Origin of the sequence: Streptomyces sp. NPDC005752 (assembly GCF_040630715.1) — a bacterium.
In the GTDB taxonomy this organism is placed as follows: Bacteria; Actinomycetota; Actinomycetes; order Streptomycetales; family Streptomycetaceae; genus Streptomyces.
The window spans coordinates 94141-114868 of record NZ_JBEXYB010000011.1 but is presented as its reverse complement, the minus strand read 5'-3'; the positions used below and the strand labels follow the sequence as shown (position 1 = coordinate 114868).

Sequence of the window (20728 nt, the reverse complement as noted above, 5' to 3'; positions counted from 1 at the left end):
CTCTGCCCGCGTCGTTGACTCCTACATCACCCCGAATGGCGTCAACTACCTTGCTGGAGGTATACAGTTGACCACTGCTGACATCACAAGCGCGCCCCCCTCAACACCCCCGCCACCGCCTCCGGCGGACCTCACGTACAGCGGTCAGTACAGCGTCAATCCGCTGGGCGATGCCTCGTTCCGGGACCTCTGCTCACGCCTCCCCTCGGTGCTGCGGCGCGTCGGCCGTACGGCGTGGACGATCGACCGCCGAGCGGTCCTACTGCTCCTGGGATGCCAGGTCATCACTGGCGTCTCCGCAGCCGTGCTCCTCACCGGGACCGCCCACGCCATGCAGGTCATCCTCGGAAGCGGAGCCGTCTCACACCGCCTGCGCGACGCGCTGCCCGCGCTGCTCGTCGTCGCCGCGGCTGCCGCACTCGCCCGGGTCTCCAGTGCGCTGTCCACGTACGCCGACCGACGCCTCACCCCGCCGGTCACCACCCACGCCGACACCGCGCTCGTCGAGGCGGTGTGCCGAGTCGAGGCGTCCGCGCTCTCCGGCGAGGGCTTCTCGGACCGCCACGAGGCAGCGGAGATGGGCGTGGTCCGCAGCCACCTGATGATCAACGATGCCCAGCGGTTCATGTCGGCCCTGGTACGCATGGTCACCGCGAGTGGCGTCCTGTCGATCCTCAACCCCCTGATGCTGCCGCTGCTCGTCCTGGCCGTGCTGCCCGCCGGCCTCGGCGCGATCATGGCCGCCCGGGTCGACTACGAGGTCCACTACGCCAACGTCGCCGACAGGAACTCCCGGTCGATGATGCGCTGGTGGGCCACCACGTCGAAGTACGCCGACGAAGTCCGCGCCAATGGCATGACCTCATACCTGCTCTTCTGGTACCGGTCCCTGTCCGAGCGTATTGACGGCCGCACCCTCGCTGCCGCACCCCGCACGCTGCGGATCACCCTCGGCACCTCACTGCTCGGCGGCGTCTTCCTCACCGCCACCTGGGCCGGACTCGCCTGGCTCGCCGTGACCGGACGCGTCAACCTCGCCATCGCCGCAACCGCGCTCGTAGCCGTGCAAACGACGCTGGCCGCCCTGTCCCAGGTCGTCATCAACGGCGCGGCCCTCTTCCACACCAGCCTCTACCTGACGGACATGCAGACCTTCCTCGACGATGCGGCGAAGAAGGCCCCGCACCGCGGCGACACCGCAGTCACCGCACCGGTGGAGGAGATCCGCCTCGATGAGGTGGTCTACCGCTACCCCGGCAAGGAGACGCCGGCGATCGACCACATCTCGCTCACCCTGCGGCGCGGCGAAATCTTGGCCATCGTCGGGGAGAACGGGTCGGGGAAGTCCACTCTCACCCGCCTCATCACCGGTATCTATCTGGCCGACAAGGGACGGGTGCTGTGGAACGGCGACGACCTCGCCTCCGTGAGCCCGGAATCCGTATGGGGCTGCACCGGGCTGGTACCGCAGATCTTCGCGCAGTGGCCGCTACGGGTCCGCGAGAACGTCACGCTGGGACAGCCACGCACCTTCGACGACGTCGCCGTCTGGGACGCGGTCGACGCCGTGGGCCTGCGTGAAGCGGTCGAGGAACTGCCCCACGGCCTGGACACCCTGCTCGCCCGCGAGGTGTGGGGAGGCTCGGAGTTCTCCGGCGGCCAGTGGCAGCGCGCGGCCTGTGCCAGGGCTCTCTACCGGCGTCCGCCGCTGCTGATCCTGGACGAGCCCACCTCGCAGATGGACCCGCGGGGCGAGCATGACATCTTCGAGGAGATCAAGGCCATCGCCGCGGACCGCATCACCATCGTGGTGACGCACTGCCTGGAGAACACCAGGATCGCGGACCGAATCATCGTGATGGACCACGGCCGAATCATCGAACAGGGCCAGTACGACGACCTCGCCGATGGCGGCGGCCTGTTCGCCGAACTCGTCGCCCTGGCCAAAGACCGGTAACCCCTCAATACACCGAAGCGAACCCCCGTCGACAAGTCGTCCATCTGTCTCAACGTCGACGGGCCGCGCACACGCTGAACCGAAGCAGACGTCGGCCCCACCCGCCACGAATGAGGAGCGCCACTGCCCATGCAGAACGACACGTGGAACATCATCGAAGCCTTGGCCGCACGCTTCACCGCTCACGACGCAGAACGCGGCCTGCCGCTGGAGGAGCAGTGGACGCTCCAGGTACTCAAGATCGCCGAAGAGACCGGCGAAGCAGCCCAAGCCGTCGTTGGGGCCCGCGGCACCAACCCGCGAAAGGGCAACAGTCACACGTGGCAGGACGCCCAGGACGAAGTCGCCGACGTGGTCATCACCGGCATGGTCGCCCTGGCCCGCATGCGGCCCGACGATGCCGCCGCCTATCTTCACCAGCAACTCGTAGCCAAAGCAGCGAAGTTCCTTCCCGCAGAACGGCCCGACCCTGTGCGCTCGTCGTCGTGATGTAGCAGAGGCCCGTCACGGCGTGAGCTCATCTGGCACATCATCGAACGTCTGCGATACGTCGTCGTGGTGCAGCTGTGAGGCATAGGGGGCTACGGTCAGGGGCTCGGATGCAGCGGTCCTCATGAGCTCGTCGCCATTGAGCTGAATGCCCGTCTGAGCCCTTGAAGCCAACTCATTGCGCAGGCCCGTAACCCGGTGGGCGGAGCCCTGAGCGGTGCTTCGCGCCCTGGCCGCCTCGGTCCGAAGTCGCTTGGCCGCTTCGTTGTCCTCCCCCGTGGCACGGCGCAGGAGTACCGCCCTTTCCTGGTGCGACGTGTTCGCTTCGGTGAGCACGGGTTCGTATTCACCAACGGTTCCGGCCATCTGGACAGCCGCCCGGAGTCGCGCGTTCATCTGCTCCAGTTCCCGGCCGGCCTCGTCGTAGGTATGCAGCAGTCCTTCGCGATCTGCCTCAACCCCGGCTCGATCATCCCCACGGAGTGCCAGACGCCCGAAGCGGCCCATCGCGGCCAGCTGCTGTTCGAGTCCTTCGATACGTGCCTGCGTGTCGTGCAGCCGGCCAGTGCGTTCAGCGATCGTGTTGTCCAGTGCTCGAACTTCGCGGATTGCCTCGGCGCGGTCGGCCACGTCCTGGTGCCGACGGTGGAGTGCGAGCGTGTTCGGGCCGGTTCCGGCGGCGGCTTGCTGTTCGGCGCGGTCGGCAGCGGCCTCGGCCTTCTCGGCCGCCGTCCTGGTGGCGCGAGCAGCGGTGGCTGCCTTGCGCGCGGCGTCGCGCAGTGCCGCGTTGCTGAGGTGAGCATAGGGACGGTCGGCCGTCGGTTCGGGTTCCGCAGGTGTGGTCTGCTCCGTGGGCTGCTCGCCATGTGCTGGAGCGGACCGGCCCTCGTACTCAGGAACTTCATCCTGAGTGTCCGCCTCGTGAGGCTGCTCGGCGCCGGGGGCCCGAGGGCTGGGGAGGTCCGCTACGACCTGGCGGACGTGGGCGGGGACCGCGTTCTTCGGGAGTTCGGTGAGGATCATGCGTTCCTCGGTGCCGCTCTCGATCTCGCGGATAAGGCCCGCGACGGCGCGGTCAAGCTGTTCCTGGTCGGTGGGTACGTCGCCGTGGCGGGCGCGGTCGGCGTCGGTCTCGTAGACGGAGAGCGGCAGGAAGAGGTGGGACTCCTTCTTGTCGCGGCTCATCATCGTGTAGAGGGCGTTCGCCTGAGCGCCGGGTCCGTAGACCAGAGCCTCTTGGACGGTGAGGCCCTGCGACTTGTGGCCGGTGATCGCGTATCCGAGGCTGAGCCCACCCTGTGCGATGTAGTCGGCGTCCACCCATTCGGCAACGTCACGGTGACCGTCCTCGGTCTTTTCCCGCCACTCGACCAGCACCCGGCGTTCCTCGTCCACAGCGCGCACGATTCCGCGGTAGCCGTTCAGGACGTCGTAGTTCTGCCCTCGGCTCTTCTTACCCCGGTAGTCGTTGACCCGTAGGAGGACCTGGTCACCGACGGACAGGGTCAGCTCGCCGCCACCGGGCAGCGCGTATGCGTGCTCGGGACCGGTGAGGTCGCCGTTCTCCTTCCGCAGTGCGCGGGCGCCGATATTCAGCTCTTCCACGATCTCGTTGGTGGCGGCGAGCATGAGGAGCTGCTGCACGGCGGTGTGGTCGTCGGTGTGCGCGGCCCGCTTGTCGGCCCAGACGGTGAGCATCGCGGCGAGGGTGGCGTCCTTGTCCGCGAGAGCGTGCACGCGGCCGGTCCCGGCGAAGGTCCGGAGCGATTCCACGCGGTTGTCGTCGCGCCACAGCTCCAGTGCCCGGCGCTCGACCATGTCCTTCTGGCGGAAATTCTGGCTGAGGGTGAGACCGCCCACGAGGTGGTGCACGGCGGCGAAACTGCCGCCGATGCCGGGCGAGTGGAGCTGCTTGGGGTCACCGATGCCGACGACCTTCGTGCCGGTTTCCGCGGCGTGGGTGAGCAGTTCGGCGATGTCGCGGTCATCGCACATCGCGGCTTCGTCCACGACCAACACGTCCACGCCGGTGAGGCCGGAGCCGCCGTTGCGGATGCCGGTCAACCAGGACGCGAGAGTGCGGGACTCGATGCCCGCCTCGGCCTTCAGGTTCGCGGCGGCGACGGCGGCCGTACTCGCGCCGGCGATGACGAGACCGTGCGCCTCCCATGCCTGGCGCGCGGTATCCATGATCGTGGTCTTGCCCGACCCGGCAATGCCCACGACGGCGTCGATTCCGTGCCCGGCCGTGAGCAGCCGTTCGAGGACGGCACGCTGTTCGTCGGAGAACGTGAAGCTGCCGCCGTGCTGAGCCTCGACGGTGGACAGCGTCATGTCGACCGTGTCGCTGCTGACGACGGCGGCCTGAGTGCCGAGCCGGTTCGTGGCCTCAGAGACGATCAGCGCTTCAGCCGCCACGACATCCGCCGTGGTGTATCGGTCGGCGTGCGCGAAGTGCTGGGCGCCCTTCGGGTTGAGCTGGACCGCGTATCCGGCGTGCCGAAGTACGGAGTTGGTGAGCTGTTCGGCCTCGGCGGCGTCCGCGACCCCGTACGGGAGGGCGTCCAGCACGGCGGCGATGGCGGCGGCGTGGGTGAACTCCTTGGAGTGGCTGGTCAAGCCGGTCTTGGGGTCGAAGACCTGGGCGCACAGCTCGTCCAGGGTGGGGTTCTGGTCTGCTCGGTCCTGTTCCATCGCGCTGGCTGCGATGGCGTCGGGGTCGTCCCCGGCCGCACGGCCTTCGGCCTGCCAGTAGGCGCGGAGAACATCGTCCCCGACCCCGGCGGCCTCGCCGTTCTTCGCGGCCTTGGACGCGGTGGAGGCGGCGGTGCGCTCGCGGGTCGTGGCGCTGTCGTAGTCGATGCCGAGCTTCGTCAGCAGGTCCCGGACCTGGCTGTCGCGCTTACTGAAGAGCCGGATCGTGGTTTCGGGAATCGCCGCGATCTCCCAGGCTCCGGTCCGTTCCTCTCGGCGGAAGCTGATGCCGAACTCGTTGGTCAGCTCGCGGCGGATACGGGCGTTCATGAGGGACTGGGTCGCGCGGGTGTGCCGGTGGAGGTCGCGCCCCCCGCTGGCCATCGTGGACCACTTGCCGTCGGCGCCCTTGACCATGTTGGCCAGGGTGAAGTGCAGATGGAAGTGGGGGTCGCCGTACGGGGCGCCGTCCACGGGACGGGCGGCGCGGTGCACCATCATCCAGCCGGAGAACCCGCTCGTCTTCACGGTCTCCGCTTCGTCGCCGTCACCGTGGTGGCCGCGCATGGCGTACGCGGTCCACCGCTCCAGGGCGCCGATGGACTCCTGTCCGGCGGCCGTGTAGATGCCCTCGACCTGGGCGGCGATCTCCTCGGGCGCGTACGCGAGGAACGCAGACTTCGACTTCGCCAAGTCCAAGGTGACGTCAGCACCGCGGTTGCCGACTTGCACACGGCCTTCGAGGAGGGCGGCCTTGATCTCCTCGGCGTCCCACACGTCCTCGGGCGTGAGCCCTGCCGCCTTGGTCATCGCGATGGCTTCGCGGACGTCCATCGGTAGGTCCCGGAGACGACGTGCACCTTCGCCTGCGGTCTGGGCATACCGGCGCTTCATGGAAGCGGCGTCGAACAGGTCGGCGGGCTGCTGTCCGGTCTCGGTGGCATGGGCCTCGACCGCGCGCAGGAGTGCACGGGCATCCAGGTGACCGCCCGCCTCGGCGGCGACGGCCTTCTCCACCGTGTCCTCACCGTAGAGGTCGACGGCGTTGATGCCGACGGCGTCGGCGAGCTTCAGCACCGTCGAGACGGGGACGCGGTGCGTCTCTCCGAACCGCTTGAGCTGGCTCTCCATCCGGCGGAAGGCGTCCTGCTTGCGCTTGGAGTCGAGCAGGGTGGTCGGGTTCACGCTGCGTTCGGCGGCGGCGCGGCGGATGGCGCGGGCCAGTGGGGCGGCGGGGAGCTTGGCGGCCGGCGCGATGGCCAGCTTGGGTTCCACGAGGGTCTGCCCGGTCCGGGGGTCTTCCCCGAGCATGAGGCGCCGGGCGGCCGGGAACTGCTCGGGGGCGAGGGTGCTGCCGGGCGTGATGTCGAACTCGGCGAGCCCGCCGCCGATCCAGACCAGGGGCCGTTCGCTGGCGTCCAGGTGGTAGTCCACCTGTCCGTCCGCGGGCCGTGGGGGAAGGGCCTGTTCGCCATAAAGGTCGCGGGCGTCGAGCCCGGCTGCGGCGGCGACTTCGACGGCGTCGAACCCGGTGAACCGCGCCGTGCCCTTGCTGCGAAGAAGTCCGCGGGCGCGGAAGAAGGCGCGCTTGGCCTCGCGGTTGGCGAGTAGGGAGGCGACGGGGGCACCGGCGGCTTCGGCCCTGGCCTCGATGGCGGCGACGAGAGGGGCCGCGTCGACCGTTACGGACTTCCCGCATCCGTGGCCGCCGGTAAGGCGGTACTCAACCTGCTCGTCGGACGGGCCGATCATGGTCACCCATCCCATCGGCCCGCTCACCCCCCATTCTCATTCAGTCAGTTTCGGCCGTCTTGGCTGATTGTATCGTCACGAAGTGACGATACCTTGGTCCTCGGAAATGGCATTGGTGTGCTGAGCAGGGCGTTTTCTCCTGGGGGCTCGCTACGAGGCTGAGGAGTTCTTTGTGGATGAAGGCGTCGGCGGTTAGACGCTGTTACCTCGGCTCGCTTGAAAGGGCAGCTCGCTTGTCAGGCTCGTTGTAGCCTGCGGTCATGGATACGTGGGACGCCGGGGCTGAGGGGTTACATCACCCCCTGGCGGACCACGTGCGGGCCGTCTTGGCGGCCGTGGCTTCACAGGATCCGAGGTTCTTCGCCGCGTGGGACGAGGATCTTCGCTGGTGCATCACCGTTCCCTGCGTATGGGACGAGAACAAGAGCCGCCTATCCGTGAGGGATGGGCAGTCCAGGCTTTCGAATCTGCTGACGGCCAATCGTGTCCTCGCGGAGTTGCGGGCACTGAGCACAGAGATCGCCGAAGATGCGATTCAGAGTCGGCGTCTTCGTGGTCGTCTGCGTGCCACCGCAGAGCAGGACACGGGGCTCCCGTGCATCGTTTTCGACCGGGGGGCCCGCCCCACTTCCTCACCTCGGCCTGGCTGGGCCTGGGCTCGGCATACGACAGACGTCCTGGAATACGTCGCCTTGGACGGCTCGACCGACTACGCCCTTCGCTTCAGTCACGAGCCCCCCTGGTCTGATGACCCGCTCTGCCGTGCTGAAGCGGCACTCGCGGATGTCATGAAGCAATTTCTGGCCATCAGGGACATTGCTCTAGCGGCTCTTGGTCTGCTGATCGGCCCGAAGTACAGCTTCGCTTGGGGTGTCCCACCAAATGAGGCGTCGCCGTGCGGTGTTCTCCGGCTCGCCGCGCCGATCGTTCCTGGTGCGCCGAACCTCTGGTCATGCGCTCACAAAACGACCATGACCCTAGCTGCTTAGCCCTGTACAGGGCGGCAGCCCTGAACAGGACGGATTTATGCGCTGGGACTTTCGCACGAGGGTGCTACTCGTGGTGGTCGCGGTTCTTCTCTCGCTCGCTGCGTCGCTATCCGCGGCGCTCTTCGCGTACGCGACAGGTGGGGGCGGGAACCAGGCCGTGAGTTGGGGCGCGTGCACCTTCGCGGGATCGATGACCATCGCCCTCGGCGTGCTGGTGATCCTGCTGTCGTGAGCAGGCGGCCTCCCGCCGCAGCGGGGGCTGAACTGGCGGGGCGGGCCCAAACCTCATGGGTCCGCCCCGCCAGCAGATCGGCACCAGACTGCTACCGGCTGATCGGCCATTCGCCGAACGGCACGGGCGCTTGGCCGTTGGCTTGGCGCACGGCTTCCTCCGTGCCGCACGTAGTGCAGATGGGGACCTCGCGGTCGGCGGTCAGACGGGAACGTGCGGGCCGTTCACCGAGCGGGCCGCCGCAGCGCGGACAGCGGGTGTCGGGCACGGGTCACTCCTCGGGGTGCTCGCGGGCGGACTTGATGATGTTGTTCCAGGTCGGGCGTGAGTAGGTCTTCTCCGTCTGCTTCTGGAGTTCGGGGATCAGGTCGGCGTTCTTCGCGCCGGGGTTCGCCGCGATGGCCTGCCGAGCGAGGGTCAGCCGCTCGTCGCCCTGGTAGGGGTAGGCCAGTCCGCGGCGGCCGGTGGGCCGTCCGCCGGCGTGGCCGCGGCCCTTGCGCTCCGCGAGGTACTGCCACAGCCTCCAGCGCTTCCACTTCGGGCGCCGCCGGGTCGGAAGCTCGTCCCAGTCGTCCGGTGCCGGCCACCCCTCAGGGGGGTTCTTGACGTAGTGGGAGACGGTGGTGGAGTCGGCGAAACCGCAGACCTTCGCGGCTTCGGCCGGGCCGACCATCTCTTCGGGGTCGCCGTCGAGCTTCGGCGGGTTGGTGGTGCTGGCGGCTGCGCGCTGACGATGAAGCTCGTGGTGCCACGTCGCCCATGCGTCGCCGTCCCAGTGCATGACGCCGTCGATGGTGTCCGCGACGGGCGGGTGCCCGTTGTTCTCCCGGTCGGTCCAGAGGTTCTGAAGGGTCGGCTCGCTGATGCCGTGGACCTTGCGCAGGTCCGCGCGCGAGTAGAGCGTGCGGCCGGTCTTGCGGGGCACGGTCGCCTCCTGTTCTTGGTCGGGGTCGTGACCGCTCGGCGCGGTCACTGGATGTCGTCCGGGTCCGGGGCCGGCGCCCACGTACGGCTGCCCGCCGGTTCGAGCCGGGTGAGGGTGGCTATGTCGGCCAGGGGGACGGCGGCGGCCCAGTCGGCGCGGCCGGGGTGGTCGACGGGGAGGTTGAGCACGAGGTGGCGGCCGGTCGGGGGGAAGTCCTCGACGATGACGAAGCTGTCGGTGGGATCAACGCCGATGCTGTTACCCCTCGTGAGCTGGGCGATGTCGCCGGGCTGGGGACAGTCGGGGTGCCGGTCACATAGCATGGTGTGGTCTTTCTGGTGAGAGACACTGACGGCCAGCGCCTTGTTGCCCTTGTGCGCTGGCCGTCGTCTGTTGTCTGGGTGCGTGGCGTCCTGTGGAACGCGCGGCCGGTCGGAGGTTGCCCGCTCCGCTGACGGCGAAGTAATTAAACCACCTTTAGGTTGAGCGGGTGGGGCCCTGATCCGAAGGACGGCGGGCATCAGAAGAGGGCGTCCTGATCTGCGGGGCGTCGGGCCCGGTCGCGCGGTGGCCGGGTGATGCGGAGTTCGTAGCGGGGGCGTCCAGCGTGTGGCGGAAGGTGGGCTTCGCGGCGGTACCGCCTCCAGGCCACGACGGGGGCGCCCTGGCTCACCCATCCCGCCGGGTACGGGGCAGTGAGCTGAGCCCAGCGGCTTTGGCTCCGCGGAACGGCCCACCTGTCCTCGACCGCGGTGATCGGAGGCAGTGTCCGCCAGCCGGGGAACGCGTGGTCGTGGGCGTCCTCCACGGCCTCGTTGTCACCGTCCCCGAACCCGCCTCCGCAATGGACGGGCCTTCCCACTCGCACGCGAGGCACCCGCCCCGAAATTCCTGCCCGTCTCCCCGGCGGCCGGTCGGCCGGCTGCGGGAGAGAAGGGTTGGGGTGTGGTGTGCGGGCGGGTCCAGGTCGTGGCCGAGGTCGCAGTACGCGCCGCCGGGGTGTCCGGGCTGGATGTGCCACGCCTGTCCCGCGCTCTCGGGGCGGTGACGCGTCCGTGCATTGCGCACCCGCCAGTAGTACGTCTGCCGTGCCCGTGCTCCAGTCGGCTCGGCGGCGGGAACGGTCACGACTTCCTGCTTCCGGCGGCGAGCACTTCGCGGAGCGGGTCAGCGAGCACGGCCTGTTCGTCGGCGGCATCGAGGAACCGCGGCCCGTACGCACGGCGCACGGCACGGCGGGCGTCCTGGTGGCGGTCGAGTTCCGGGTAGTACGGCGATCGGTCGAGCACGTCATAGCCGTGCTGGGTGAGCACATCGGCGATGAGCGACCGGACCTGTACCGGGTCAAGGGCGGTGAAGTCGTTTTCCCCCGGGGCCGCGAGGAGGACGCGGATCAGCTCGGTTGCGCTGAGCCGGGGGTGGAGGGGGACGCTGAGCCGGTGGACACCGTCCCGGCTGGGGGTGGCGGCTCCTCGGCGGGTCGGCGTCCTGGTGGTGTTGCGGGAAGCTGTCGTCTCGTCCATCGTGCTGGCCTTCGATGACTCGGGATGCTGGCGGGGGTCTGTCAGAACAGGGCGTGTTCGGCGCGGGCGGCGGCGGTGCGGAACGCGTGGGCGGCGTCGGCGGCGGTGCGGCTGGGCTCGGCGCTCCACCGGTCGATGGCATCGCGGTGCAGGGCCTTCGCGGCGGCGGGGTCTTCGGCCTCGACGGGGTGACCAGTGAGGGTTTCCGCGAGGATGCCGAACGCCTCGTCGCGGGCGCGCTCTATGCGGTCCCAGTCGTACGTCCGGCCGGCGGCTCCCCGCCCGTGGCCGGCAGCGACCTGAAGCGCCCCGCGTGGCCAGCAAGGCAGAGTGGCCGTACGGCCGGGACCGGCGAACAGGTGCGGGCCCTGGTGGATGCCGACGTATTCGATGTGGCGGGCGGCCCATTCCAGGATCGCGGCCGGGGCGTCCGCGATGACGATGCTTTCAGGGGTGTGACGGGTCGGCACGGCGGTGTCCTTCGGGAGGGCGGAGGCGGCGGCTCGCTGCCGCCGCCCCCGGTGGGCTGCTAGTGGTAGGCGGGGATCAACCGGCGGACCTTTTCCTCTCCGATGCACCCGCCCTTGTGACGGCGCGCGCTCGGCGGCTCTCCGTTGCGCCCGCGCAAGTGGCTCCAGAACTTCGGGCCTTCCCAGTCACACAATTCGCAGCCGAGGTACCAGTGGTTATCGCTGCCGGGAAACCCGGTGAGGACTGCCCGCCAGTGGTGGGCCCGGAGCCCTGCGAACGCGATCAGCGCGCCCTCGATGTTGCGATCGTTGACCGGCATCCGGGGGTGCAGGAGAGACACCGGCCCGCACAGCGGGGTGGGGGCCTCGGCGAGTACCTGGTCCAGGGGGACTGCGCCGATCCGACCGGCGGCGTACTGCTCGGCGAGATGGGCGGCGGCCATCTCGGTGCCCGGTGTTCCCTTCGGCGGGCGACGGAGGTTGTGTTCACCCGCGGTGGTGAGGACGAGCCAGTCACGGTGCCACCGGTAGGCGCGGCCGATGACCTGGTCTTCGCCAACGATCACGGGGTAGCGGCATTGGATGTCGGGGGCGCCGACGCGGTACGCCGGGACGGTGGTGGTGCCCTGGGTCGCGGGGACGATGAGCCTGCCCCCTGCGGTGTCGGGGACGGTGACGGTCGTGGGTCGTTCGAGGAGTTGCGTGGTCATGGTGGTGCCCTGTTCTGGTGAGAGAGGGGCCCGCCCCGGCGCGCTCGGCCGCCGGGGCGGGCGGGGGCGTGGTTACGCGGCCTCGGCGGGGGCCTGCGTGACGGCGGTCCATTCACGGCGCGGGGTGACGCCCAGGTCCGAAAGGACCGGGTCGAGACTTCCGTTGTCAGGCGTCCATTCCCAGTCGGCACCTTTGATGCCGGGCCGGTCGGTCCAGGTGAGCATGTACGAGCGTCCGGAGGTACGGGGGTCGCCGCACACGGCCTGTGCCTCGCGGCGGGTCATCGCCCACAAGGCACGCTTGCGGGAGCGGCGGGAGTTCTTCGAGGCGATCAGCACCAGCGCCATGCCGTCCTGCCAGTTCGCACCTGCGGCGGGCACCGCCACCGGGGTCGGCTTCTCCGCCGGTACCGGCTCGTCGGTCGGCGTGGACTGCTCGGCCTGCTCCTGCTGTTCGGCGGCCTCTGCCTGGGGCGGCTGCATCTCGTCGGCGCTCTTGCGCCCGGACACGTCGTCGTAGGGGGCGGTCCAGGTCCAGCCGTCGTGCTGGTTGCCGGTGGCGCGCACGATGCGCTTGCCGGTGCCGTTGTGGATGTGCGGGATCGTCACCGACTTCGGGTTGACGCGCAGGACCTCGTACCAGGTGCCCCGGTAGAGCACGAAGTCCCCACGCTTGAAGTCCGCCTTCGACCAGACCTTGAAGCCCCTGGCTTCGGCGTCCTTGATGACCGCCTCCCAGTGCTCGATCTCCTCGGTTAGCTCCTGGTGCTCGATCTCCAGCTCCGGGTCCGCCGGGCTGCGGGAGAACCCCTTGGCGGACTCACCCCGCTGCCACTTCTCGACCGCACGGAGATCGGCCCTCAGCTTGTCGAGACGGCGGAGAGTACGACCGGGGTCCTTGCGGAACCGCTCGTAATTGGCGGCGGCTTCCTCGCGGTTGGCCCAGTGCTGGGCGCGGTCGCGCTCGCTGATGCTCTTGCGCATCGTGTTGTCCATCCGTGCGTGATCACGGCGAGCGCGGCCCTCGGAATGGTGGCCGACGAGGATGGGCTGACCGAAGGCGAACCGCTCGGATATCTCGTGGCTCGACTTCCACGCGGCCTCGGAGTTCCGGGCAGCAGTGTCGGCGTATCCGCCGAACCTCTCCGCCCGGCCTTCAGCCTTCTCCTCCCGCTCCTCCTCGGCCTCGCTGAAGCTGCGGCGGTCGGCGTTGTCGATGGTCAGCGTGACCTCGAAGCCTGCGCCTCGGAGTCGCTGCGCGAGGAGTTCGAGCGAGGGGGTGTAGGTGGCGTGGTCGCGGCTGTGGGGGAGGTACCAGCAGTCAAGGTTCCTGCTCCAGCGGAAGGGCTGGCGCTGGGTGCGGCCGTACTCGCGGAGTCGCAGGATCTCGGCCGATCCGTCGCCCCGGCTGGTCCCCTCGATCAGGGTTCCTGCTCGGCGGGTGTGGGTGATCTCGATAGTCACTGAACTGGTCTTTTCTGGTGAGAGTTTGTGGTCCGGCCGCAGGGCGGACCTTGCGTTGGCAGCGGCGCTGCACCACCGGCGCGGGCCGTGAGGGACGATCGGCTCGCGGGTCGTCGCGCCTGCGCGACGACAGGGGCTGCCGCGCCCCCGCGGGGCGCGTCCGCTGCGGTCCGGTGCCCGTCGTCGGTCGGCGGAGTCGGCCGGCGGCGGAGTCGGCCGGCGGCGGTGAACGCACCGGACCTGTCCTGCCGCCCCGAAGGGGTGTCCGCTGGGGTGCTGGGGCCTGCCGGTCCGGGGGTGTTGCCCTCCCCCGGACCGGCGGGCCCTTGGTCAGCTGCGGTGGAGCGTGTGCCGGGCGGCCGGGTCGGCGTCGGCCAGTCCGGTCCGCTCGCGCCATGCCTGGCGGACGGCGGCGCGGAGCGCGTCCCCGTCGTCGTAGGCGAACCGTCCCCGACGCAGGTTGCGGACGATGTCGCGGAAAGTGTCCTGGTGCATCGTGGTCAGCGTGTCGTCAAGCGGGGTCAGCTCGTGGGGGAACATCGCCTGGACGCTGTCGCCCGGCTGCGGGGCACCGAGGGTGAAGAACCAGACGACCGCCATCGTGGCCTCGTCGGCGAACTCCGGCCCGCCGAATGGACCGACGACGACGGCGGGGCGGGTGTCGAGCTGGTGGCCCCGGAACCAGGGCCCGCCGATCACGAGCGTCGCGGTGGGGAAGTCCTGCACGGTCGGCTTCGGTGCGGTGGTGAGCATGTCGTGTCCTGTCTGGTGAGAGATTCCGCCGGGGCCGTTTGGCCCCGGCGGCGGTGCCGGTTGGGGGGTTGCCCTCCCCCTTCCGGCACCATTAATTAAACCATGTTTTTGGGACTGGGTCAACCCGTCACGGCAAGTTCGCGGCGGTGCTCGGCGGCCGTCGTGACGGCGCGGGCGAGGGCGCGGCCGGTCTCGATGGCCCGGACGGCGGACTCGTGCACCGGGGGCTTCTTGTCCTGGGTGATGATGCCCGCGAGCGGCGGCATGACGGCGGGGCCGGGGGCGATTCCGAGGATGAGCGCGGCGACGTGGGCGGCTGAGGCGACTTCGGCGGCGTGCTGGCCGGGAAGGAGGGCGTCCGCCTCGGGGATGCGTCGCCACGCGTGGCCGTACAGCAGGATGCGGACGGCGTTGTCGGGGGCATCCTGGGTGAAGTCGAACCCTCCGGCCTGCTCCGGGTCCTCGTGGTACTGGTCGCGGTACTGGTTCACCAGGACATCTCGGATGACCTCGGCGGCGAACGGGGCTGCGGCGGGCGGCTCGTAGGCGTCGCCGTCCGTCTGACTGATGTCGAAGACCGGCCCGGCCTTGAAGCCGGAGACCTTGCGCCCCTGACTCTCGGCGGCCTCGCCTGCGGCCCCTCGCTGCCCGGCGTCGGGGGCTGCGGCCGTGGCCTCCTGCGCATCCTCGGTCCGGCGCTTGATCGGCGTCCAGATACGGAGGGAGGTGGACCCCTTGGCCGGGAAGCGTCCCACCTTTCGCCAGTCTCCGGAGCTGAGTACGTGGGTCGCGTTCGGGCACTGGGCGGCGATGGCGATGCAGTTGGTGGGGCTGCGGTCGTCGCGGTCCGGGTGGGTCAGGTTCGCGGCCGTGCGCATGACGGCGGCCCAGAGTTCCTCGCTGCCGACCATCGCGCCGTACGCGCGGTCCATGACGGCTTCGAGTTCGCCGCGCATCTTGGCGGAGTAGGCCCGGCGCTCTTCGTCGGTCATCTTCGGCTTTCGGGGCATGTCGCGGTCCTCCTGGTGAGAGATCGGCGTCCGGGACCGGCTGACCCTCGGGGGTGTCGGCCGGGGGGCTGCCCTCCCCCTCCCGACACCACTAATTAAACCATGTTCTTGGGTGATCGGCAACCCCTTAAATCCAGTACAACCCTGCTTCGTTGCTCACCTGCCCGGTATGCGGCTATGACCTCGTCTTCTATTTTCGTCCAGCGTTCAAGGATATCGGGGGCGGTCTTTTTGTCGCTGGCTGCGCGCGTCGCCCTGCGCCACTCGATGGCGATTTTGAGCGTGCGAAGTTGGGAACGGGTCAGTTCCCACCGGCCGGAGTCCGGGAGTTGATCGCCGTAGGCCATTGCTACGGCGTTGTTGATGTGTTCGGTACCGGACCAAAAATTATGTGCGGCTTGGAGAGCAAGGGCGCGCTTGAGGGTGCACCGAAGGTGCGGGGCCTGGACGATCCACTGCGGTTCGATGGTGAATATGTCGGCGCTCATCACGGGGCCTTTTTCCTGTGGGGGGCGGCGCGCTACGGGAGCGCGCCGCCGGGATTCATGGGGGCGATTAGAGGGCGTATCCGTCAACGTATTCGCCGTACTCGTCTTCGGAGGTCTGGACGCTGGGGAGAAAGCGACTCACCGCGAATACAACGGCGTCGGCGATAGTCCGGGGCACATCGTTGAGTACAAGGCTCACCGCATCGCCATCGAGCCCGATACGGACTTCTCCCGGCTCAAGATTCATGTAGACAAAGGCCGTTGTACCGTCGATGCGGGTTCGCGCTCCGGGAAGTCGCTCGGAGAGATCGCGTGCGGCTTCCTCGACGTCCCGGCGCATCTGGGCCTGTGCGCGGTTGTGCTCCTTCACTCGCTCGTGAACGTCACGGTGCGCGGGGATGAGGTCGGCGGCGATCCGGGCCGCGATGTCCGCCGGGTCCTCGGCCATGGCGACTCGGACGGTGTCGCGCTCGCCCCTGCGGAACGGGTAGTCGCTGGCGGGGAACGCGCCTCGGATGTGCAGGTGGCCAGGGTCATCGAACCGCTCGGAGAGGTGGAGCTGTCGGCCGTCTAGGTGGGTGAAGGTGGCGGCATGGTCCAGCTCCTTGACGCCGTGGCGTGCGAGCTGCGGTCGCCAGTTCCCGCAGAGTTCGAGCGCGATCGGGTGGGCCAGCTCCGCGACGGTCAGCGGCATGTTCATCCCTTGTCTCCTGGTGAGAGAGATTGTCGGCGGCAGGCCGGTCGGCCTGCCGTGTGCCGGTCGGGGGTTGCCCTCCCCTTCCGACATCACTAATTAAACCATGTTCTAGGGTTGGGTCAACCCGGACATAGGCCCTGACCTGCCCTTTTCCAGTTCCGCCGACCCGCACCCGCTCGGCCGGGCCCGGCCACAACGGGCCTGGGCGGGGTTCCCTCCTCGGTCGGACAGCTCCGCCGTATCAGGGTTCCGGGCGCGGTGTCCTGGCTCGCGTAGCGACCGCGCAGCGGCTCGGCCTGGACGCCGTGCCCGGGTTCCTGATACGCCCCCTGGGTGTCCGGCCGAGGAGGGAACCCCGCCTTCACCACCCGCACCACGACGGCGCGGCACCCGACCAACCAGCCCCCACCCCCTCCGAGGAGGACCCGCCGGAGGCAGCCTTTCGCTCTGGCCGACACCCCGGCCGGCATCACCACAAGGCGAACTCGGACTTCTCACCCGCCCACAACCTCGTCGGGCTGAGACGGGAAGGAGCCCCTTCCGAGTCGGGGCCCCTCCTGCCTCAGCCCTCAGACGAGCCATATGGAGTATGCAGCGGAGCACTTCCGCTGGCCGGCTGTGATGATGATGGCGTCGTCAAGTCCGAGGAGTTGCGATGGCCAGAAAGCGCTCAAGTAAGGCGCGGAACGAAATCGCCGGTCTTGGTCTAGCGAAGAAGGCGCGTGGGAAGCAGGGGGTGCGCCGGGCGAAGATCGCAGACGTCCTTCGCGAAAGTAGTGCCAGCGGCCGGTTGAACGAGAGGTACTTGGTTGCGGCGGTCTCGGTAGCTCTGGATTCCAGCGGGCAGTGCACGAAGGCAAAACCATGGAAGCCGATGGGCCCAATCCTTGATGACAAAGAGCTCGTAACACGATCTTGTTGAAGTGTGCTGGTTGGCCGTTACCGGTGTGATGATTCGGCCGTTCGTGAGGGTGTGGTTACTCGACCGTGGATCGTGGACGATGAGTTGTGGGCGTTGATCGAGCCGTTGTTGCCGCCGTGGCCGGAGCGTTCGCCGGGGCCTCGGCCGGTGTCGGACCGGCGCTGTCTCCAGGGCGTTCTGTTCGTCCTCTACAACGACATAGCCTGGCAACTTCTGCCCCTGGAGCTGGGGTTCGGCTCGGGTCAGACGTGCTGGCGCCGCCTGGACCGGTGGCAGAAGGCAGGGGTCTTCGACCAGCTGCACCGGGTCCTGCTCGCGGAGCTGAACGCGGCCGGCAAGCTCGACTGGTCACGTGCGTGCGTGGATGGTTCTCACATCCGCGCGAAAAAGGGGGCGCCGACACCGGTCCGTCGCCGGTCGACCGGCGGAAGACGGGCAGCAAGCACCACCTGATCTGCGACGGACGCGGCACCCCGCTCAAGGTCATCACGACCGCGGCCAACGTCAACGACGTCACCCAAACCCTCGCCCTGGTCGACGGCATCCCGCCCGTCGCGGGCCGCCCCGGACGACCCCGCCGAAGGCCCGAAGCCCTCCTCGGCGACAAGGGCTACGACTCCAACCCGAACCGAGACGCACTGCGCAAGCGCCGGATCCTGCCCGTCATCTCCCACAAGGGCCGCCCGAACATCAAGGGCCTGGGCAGCCTCCGCTACGTCGTCGAGCAGACCTTCGCCCTGCTCCACCACTTCAAACGACTCGCCGTCCGCTGGGAACGCCGCACCGAACTCCACGACGCTTTCATCTCCCTCGCCTGCAGCCTCATCTGCTACCGACGCCTCAAGAAGCCCCGCCCATGATCGTGTTACGAGCTCAAAGGGCTTAAGTTTTGCTGTGAACACAGACCCCGGCATTGCTCCGGCTACATCAGCGTCTCCGAATCTGGGAAGGCATTGCGGTCATGAATGCCGTCCTCGCCCTAGCTGTGGGACTCATCGGAGCAGTGCTCGCGTGGGTGGCGCTCTATGTGCATTGGGTGGTTGCAGTGGCAGTCCTGGTGATCTTCGTAATCCTGGGAGTAGCTCTGTTCATGCACGGCAAGTCGACTATCCGCATATCCCCCCAAGAGTCGGTCGGCTGGTTGGAATCAGGGCTCGCTCTCAGCTACGGTGCCGTCGCGTCAGCTGGCGCTTGCGTCGTGGTTATCCTCGGTATTCTCCTGGCCGAAAGAAGTGACTGGAGCGCACAGGCCAACGCCATTATTGGCGCTTTCAGCGGAGCATTTACGACATTCATTGGAGCGCTCGTTGTCGACAAGGCTAAGACTGCCGACGCAGATTGGATGAGCGCATCGATCAAGAAGGCGTTTCAGGAGACCTTCGGTGAGGGCCCCTTCGAGAAGGGGAGCGACGGAGAGTATGCACTGAATAACATCTCCGGTGATTGGGGTCGAGCCGACCGGCGCCAGCGGGCTGAAGAGATCACAGCCGCACTGACGGACCTGGCCGACTCGCCCTAGCTGCTGCGGGCGGCAGCGTGCCGTGCCTCCGTCGCGCGGGTGCCGCCCTTGGTCGCGCGGAGCGCGACAGACAGCGCCGTCGTGCCCGCAGGGCACGCCCGTTTTGGCCCGGCGTCCGGACGGGCCGGGAGGGCCGCCCGCGGCCCGGACGGCTCGGCCAGCTGCGAGCCGGGCCAGGCTGAGCCGTCCCGGAGGGACGCCCTTCGTACGGGGCCGGTGAGCGGGGCCGGCCGCCGACGCGGACGGGCCCGGACGGTGGTGGGCGGAGCGTGGGGTGGGCGGCTCGATGCCGTCCACCCCACGGCCCAGCGGCCGGGGTTCGGCCGGGCGGTGACTCCCGCCCGGCCGGGGCCTGCTACGCGGCGACCGGTTCGCGTGCGGCGACGCGGCACCGGGTGAGCACGGTCTGTGCGGTCTCGCCGTAGATGCTGTGGTCCTTGACCGTGCCGGTCAGCTCGACCTCGTCGCCCTGGTCGGGGACGTCGGCGGCGGAGCTGAACCAGACGAACACGTTGCCGCTCGGGTCCTGGAACTTCACGAGTCGGCGGCGCTGGGTGTGGTAGCCGTACGTCCGGCCCTCCAGCTCGATCACGGTGGTGACGGTGGCGTTCGTGGTGATGCGCTCGCCCACGGTGCCCTGCGGCTTGCTGTTCTGAGCGGCCCGCTCGGTGGCCTCCTTCTCCTGGTCGCGGTACCAACCCGCGATGGAGGAAACGAGCGTCGGCAGGTGACGCGGGTCAACGGTCTCGCCCTTCGCCAACTGGCCCACCTTATGGCGGTAGTCAGAGAGACTGCCGTATCCCTGGGCGGCCCATGCCCGGACGGCGGCGGCGGTGGTCGGCGCGTCGGGGTCGGCGTCGATGGCGGCCCGCCACTCCATCGGGGCCTTGCGGTCGAAGAAATACGCCTCGACGCCGTCGGCGGTCGGCTGGGTGTTCTTCCACTGCTCGGACCGGCTGTAGAAGCGGCCTTCGGCCTTCACGATGGCGGCGGTCACCCGCAGGACCTCGATCACCGGGACGCGGAGATCGGCCGGGATGCCGCCCTCCTCGCCGTCCCAGTCGGAGTCCTTCAGCGTGCCGAACCTCCACAAGGCCTCAAGGCCCTTGATCGGCAGACCGGTGTACGGCTCCACGCACGTGGTGCCCAACTGCCGCATCTCGCCGTTCTCGTGCCGGGCGAGATAAGTGGCGGTGCGGTGGCGGGCGACGGCGCACCCGTGGCAGAAGTTCTCGATGGCGCGGTACTGGCGCGCGGCCTCGGCGTCCTGCTCGGGCAGACCGGGGAACAGGCTGGTGATCGTCTCGCCCTCCGCGTCGTGGTCCAGGCGGGCGATGACGGTCCAGCCCTGGTGACGAGGGATGGCACCGGAGATCGTCACGGTGACGGTGGGGCGCTTACCGATCAGACGGCCGTCGATGTCGTGGTAGTCGGCAAGGAACGGCGCGGAGATGTCGAGCGCGTACGCGCTGAGGTGGTGGACGGCGGCGCGAGCATTGGTCGCCTCGACAAGCTGACGGACGCGGGACTGGGCCGTGGCGGGGATGGAAAACCGCATGGCTGCGCTGGTCATCGGGGGTGCTCCTGCTGGTGAGAGAGGCATCGCGGGCCCGGCCGGGCGGGTTGCCCTCCGCGTGCGGCCGGGGTCGGGCCGGATGGCGGCCCGTGATGTTGGAGGGGGTGTTGCCCTCCCCCTCCGACACCATTAATTAAACCATGTTTTGGGGTGTGGGGCAAGCATCCCGGCCGGGGATGTCGAGTGCGGCGCGGTCGCGCAGGAACGCGGCGAACAGGGCGGCGGTGTAGCTGTCGGCGGTGCCGTACGTACGGCGGCAGTCCAGCGCTCCGATGCGCTCGCCCCGGTGGCGGACCGGGAACGGCTGGCCGGGGGCCGGGATGGCGAGCGCGTACAGGCCGCGCGGGGTGTCCACGCGCAGGACGACGGCGGCGGCCTGGTGGTCGTAGGCGGCAGACCAGCGGGCGGGCCCGATACCGAACTCCGCGAGACCGGACGCGATGGCGCGGGCCTGCATGATGTCGGCGGTGGTGCCGGGGTCAGGCTCGGCGGGGGCGGGGACGCATCCGCAACCGTGGTCATCGGCGTGGGTCTCGAACAGAGCTGTACGGGTCACTG

19 protein-coding genes and 1 pseudogene are annotated in these 20728 nt (G+C 69.0%); 5 read left to right on the top strand and 15 right to left on the bottom strand.

The window, feature by feature from the left end; genetic code table 11:
• Positions 1-67 precede the first annotated feature (67 nt).
• A complete protein-coding gene (locus ABZ441_RS11985) occupies positions 68-1957 on the top strand; it encodes an ATP-binding cassette domain-containing protein (protein ID WP_358971397.1) in 1890 nt (629 codons plus the stop codon).
• A gap of 129 nt (positions 1958-2086) precedes the next feature.
• The gene (locus ABZ441_RS11980) at positions 2087-2446 is read left to right on the top strand and encodes a MazG-like family protein (protein WP_358971394.1); all 360 of its coding nucleotides are present in this window, start codon (positions 2087-2089) and stop codon (positions 2444-2446) included.
• 15 nt (positions 2447-2461) lie between these two features.
• Here the strand turns inward: ABZ441_RS11980 and mobF are convergent, their stop codons facing one another.
• Positions 2462-6919 (bottom strand): MobF family relaxase, encoded by a 4458-nt coding sequence (gene mobF, locus ABZ441_RS11975; RefSeq protein WP_358971391.1) that lies wholly within the window; start codon positions 6917-6919, stop codon positions 2462-2464.
• Between the two features lie 999 nt (positions 6920-7918).
• Here mobF and ABZ441_RS11970 point away from each other — a divergent pair.
• Positions 7919-8113, top strand: a complete 195-nt coding sequence (locus tag ABZ441_RS11970; protein ID WP_358971390.1) for a hypothetical protein — start codon at positions 7919-7921, stop codon at positions 8111-8113.
• Positions 8114-8384: 271 nt separating this feature from the next.
• Here the strand turns inward: ABZ441_RS11970 and ABZ441_RS11965 are convergent, their stop codons facing one another.
• The 12 genes and pseudogenes from ABZ441_RS11965 to ABZ441_RS11910 form a co-directional block, all read right to left on the bottom strand.
• Positions 8385-9038: a hypothetical protein gene (locus tag ABZ441_RS11965; RefSeq protein ID WP_358971387.1), complete on the bottom strand. Its 654-nt coding sequence runs from the start codon at positions 9036-9038 to the stop codon at positions 8385-8387.
• A 44-nt stretch (positions 9039-9082) separates the two neighbouring features.
• Entirely contained in the window at positions 9083-9361 is a 279-nt protein-coding gene (locus ABZ441_RS11960; protein ID WP_358971383.1) for a DUF6211 family protein, read from the bottom strand.
• Positions 9362-9558: 197 nt separating this feature from the next.
• Positions 9559-9900 (bottom strand): DUF6349 family protein, encoded by a 342-nt coding sequence (locus tag ABZ441_RS11955; protein WP_358971610.1) that lies wholly within the window; start codon positions 9898-9900, stop codon positions 9559-9561.
• A pseudogene (locus tag ABZ441_RS11950) lies at positions 9891-10166 on the bottom strand (DUF6349 family protein); the annotation flags it as partial. The gene ABZ441_RS11955 and the pseudogene ABZ441_RS11950, both read right to left, overlap by 10 nt.
• The gene (locus tag ABZ441_RS11945) at positions 10163-10561 is read right to left on the bottom strand and encodes a DUF6181 family protein (RefSeq protein ID WP_358971380.1); all 399 of its coding nucleotides are present in this window, start codon (positions 10559-10561) and stop codon (positions 10163-10165) included. The gene ABZ441_RS11945 and the pseudogene ABZ441_RS11950, both read right to left, overlap by 4 nt.
• A 41-nt stretch (positions 10562-10602) precedes the next feature.
• Positions 10603-11031 carry a DUF6197 family protein gene (locus ABZ441_RS11940; protein ID WP_358971378.1) on the bottom strand — a complete coding sequence of 143 codons (429 nt, stop codon included), beginning with the start codon at positions 11029-11031 and terminating at the stop codon, positions 10603-10605.
• A gap of 59 nt (positions 11032-11090) precedes the next feature.
• A complete protein-coding gene (locus ABZ441_RS11935; RefSeq protein ID WP_358971375.1) occupies positions 11091-11741 on the bottom strand; it encodes a hypothetical protein in 651 nt (216 codons plus the stop codon).
• A gap of 72 nt (positions 11742-11813) precedes the next feature.
• Complete coding sequence (locus tag ABZ441_RS11930) at positions 11814-13205, bottom strand: DUF3560 domain-containing protein (RefSeq protein WP_358971373.1); 1392 nt, start codon at positions 13203-13205, stop codon at positions 11814-11816.
• Between the two features lie 330 nt (positions 13206-13535).
• Positions 13536-13958: a DUF6409 family protein gene (locus ABZ441_RS11925; RefSeq protein ID WP_356359998.1), complete on the bottom strand. Its 423-nt coding sequence runs from the start codon at positions 13956-13958 to the stop codon at positions 13536-13538.
• Between the two features lie 119 nt (positions 13959-14077).
• Complete coding sequence (locus ABZ441_RS11920; RefSeq protein ID WP_358971370.1) at positions 14078-14968, bottom strand: hypothetical protein; 891 nt, start codon at positions 14966-14968, stop codon at positions 14078-14080.
• Positions 14969-15063: 95 nt separating this feature from the next.
• Positions 15064-15456: a hypothetical protein gene (locus ABZ441_RS11915; protein ID WP_358971367.1), complete on the bottom strand. Its 393-nt coding sequence runs from the start codon at positions 15454-15456 to the stop codon at positions 15064-15066.
• Between the two features lie 67 nt (positions 15457-15523).
• Complete coding sequence (locus tag ABZ441_RS11910; RefSeq protein ID WP_358971364.1) at positions 15524-16156, bottom strand: hypothetical protein; 633 nt, start codon at positions 16154-16156, stop codon at positions 15524-15526.
• 970 nt (positions 16157-17126) lie between these two features.
• Between ABZ441_RS11910 and ABZ441_RS11905 the strand changes: the two genes are divergently transcribed.
• A protein-coding gene (locus ABZ441_RS11905; RefSeq protein ID WP_358971361.1) for an IS5 family transposase occupies positions 17127-17935 on the top strand; the annotation gives its coding sequence in 2 pieces (ribosomal slippage) (positions 17127-17460 and positions 17460-17935; 810 coding nt in all).
• 101 nt (positions 17936-18036) lie between these two features.
• Complete coding sequence (locus tag ABZ441_RS11900) at positions 18037-18594, top strand: hypothetical protein (RefSeq protein ID WP_358971358.1); 558 nt, start codon at positions 18037-18039, stop codon at positions 18592-18594.
• 355 nt (positions 18595-18949) lie between these two features.
• Here the strand turns inward: ABZ441_RS11900 and ABZ441_RS11895 are convergent, their stop codons facing one another.
• Both ABZ441_RS11895 and ABZ441_RS11890 read right to left on the bottom strand, forming a co-directional pair.
• The gene (locus ABZ441_RS11895) at positions 18950-20167 is read right to left on the bottom strand and encodes a hypothetical protein (RefSeq protein ID WP_248585323.1); all 1218 of its coding nucleotides are present in this window, start codon (positions 20165-20167) and stop codon (positions 18950-18952) included.
• A gap of 136 nt (positions 20168-20303) precedes the next feature.
• Positions 20304-20726, bottom strand: coding sequence for a hypothetical protein (locus ABZ441_RS11890; RefSeq protein ID WP_356359990.1), 423 nt, complete (start codon positions 20724-20726; stop codon positions 20304-20306).
• Positions 20727-20728 lie beyond the last annotated feature (2 nt).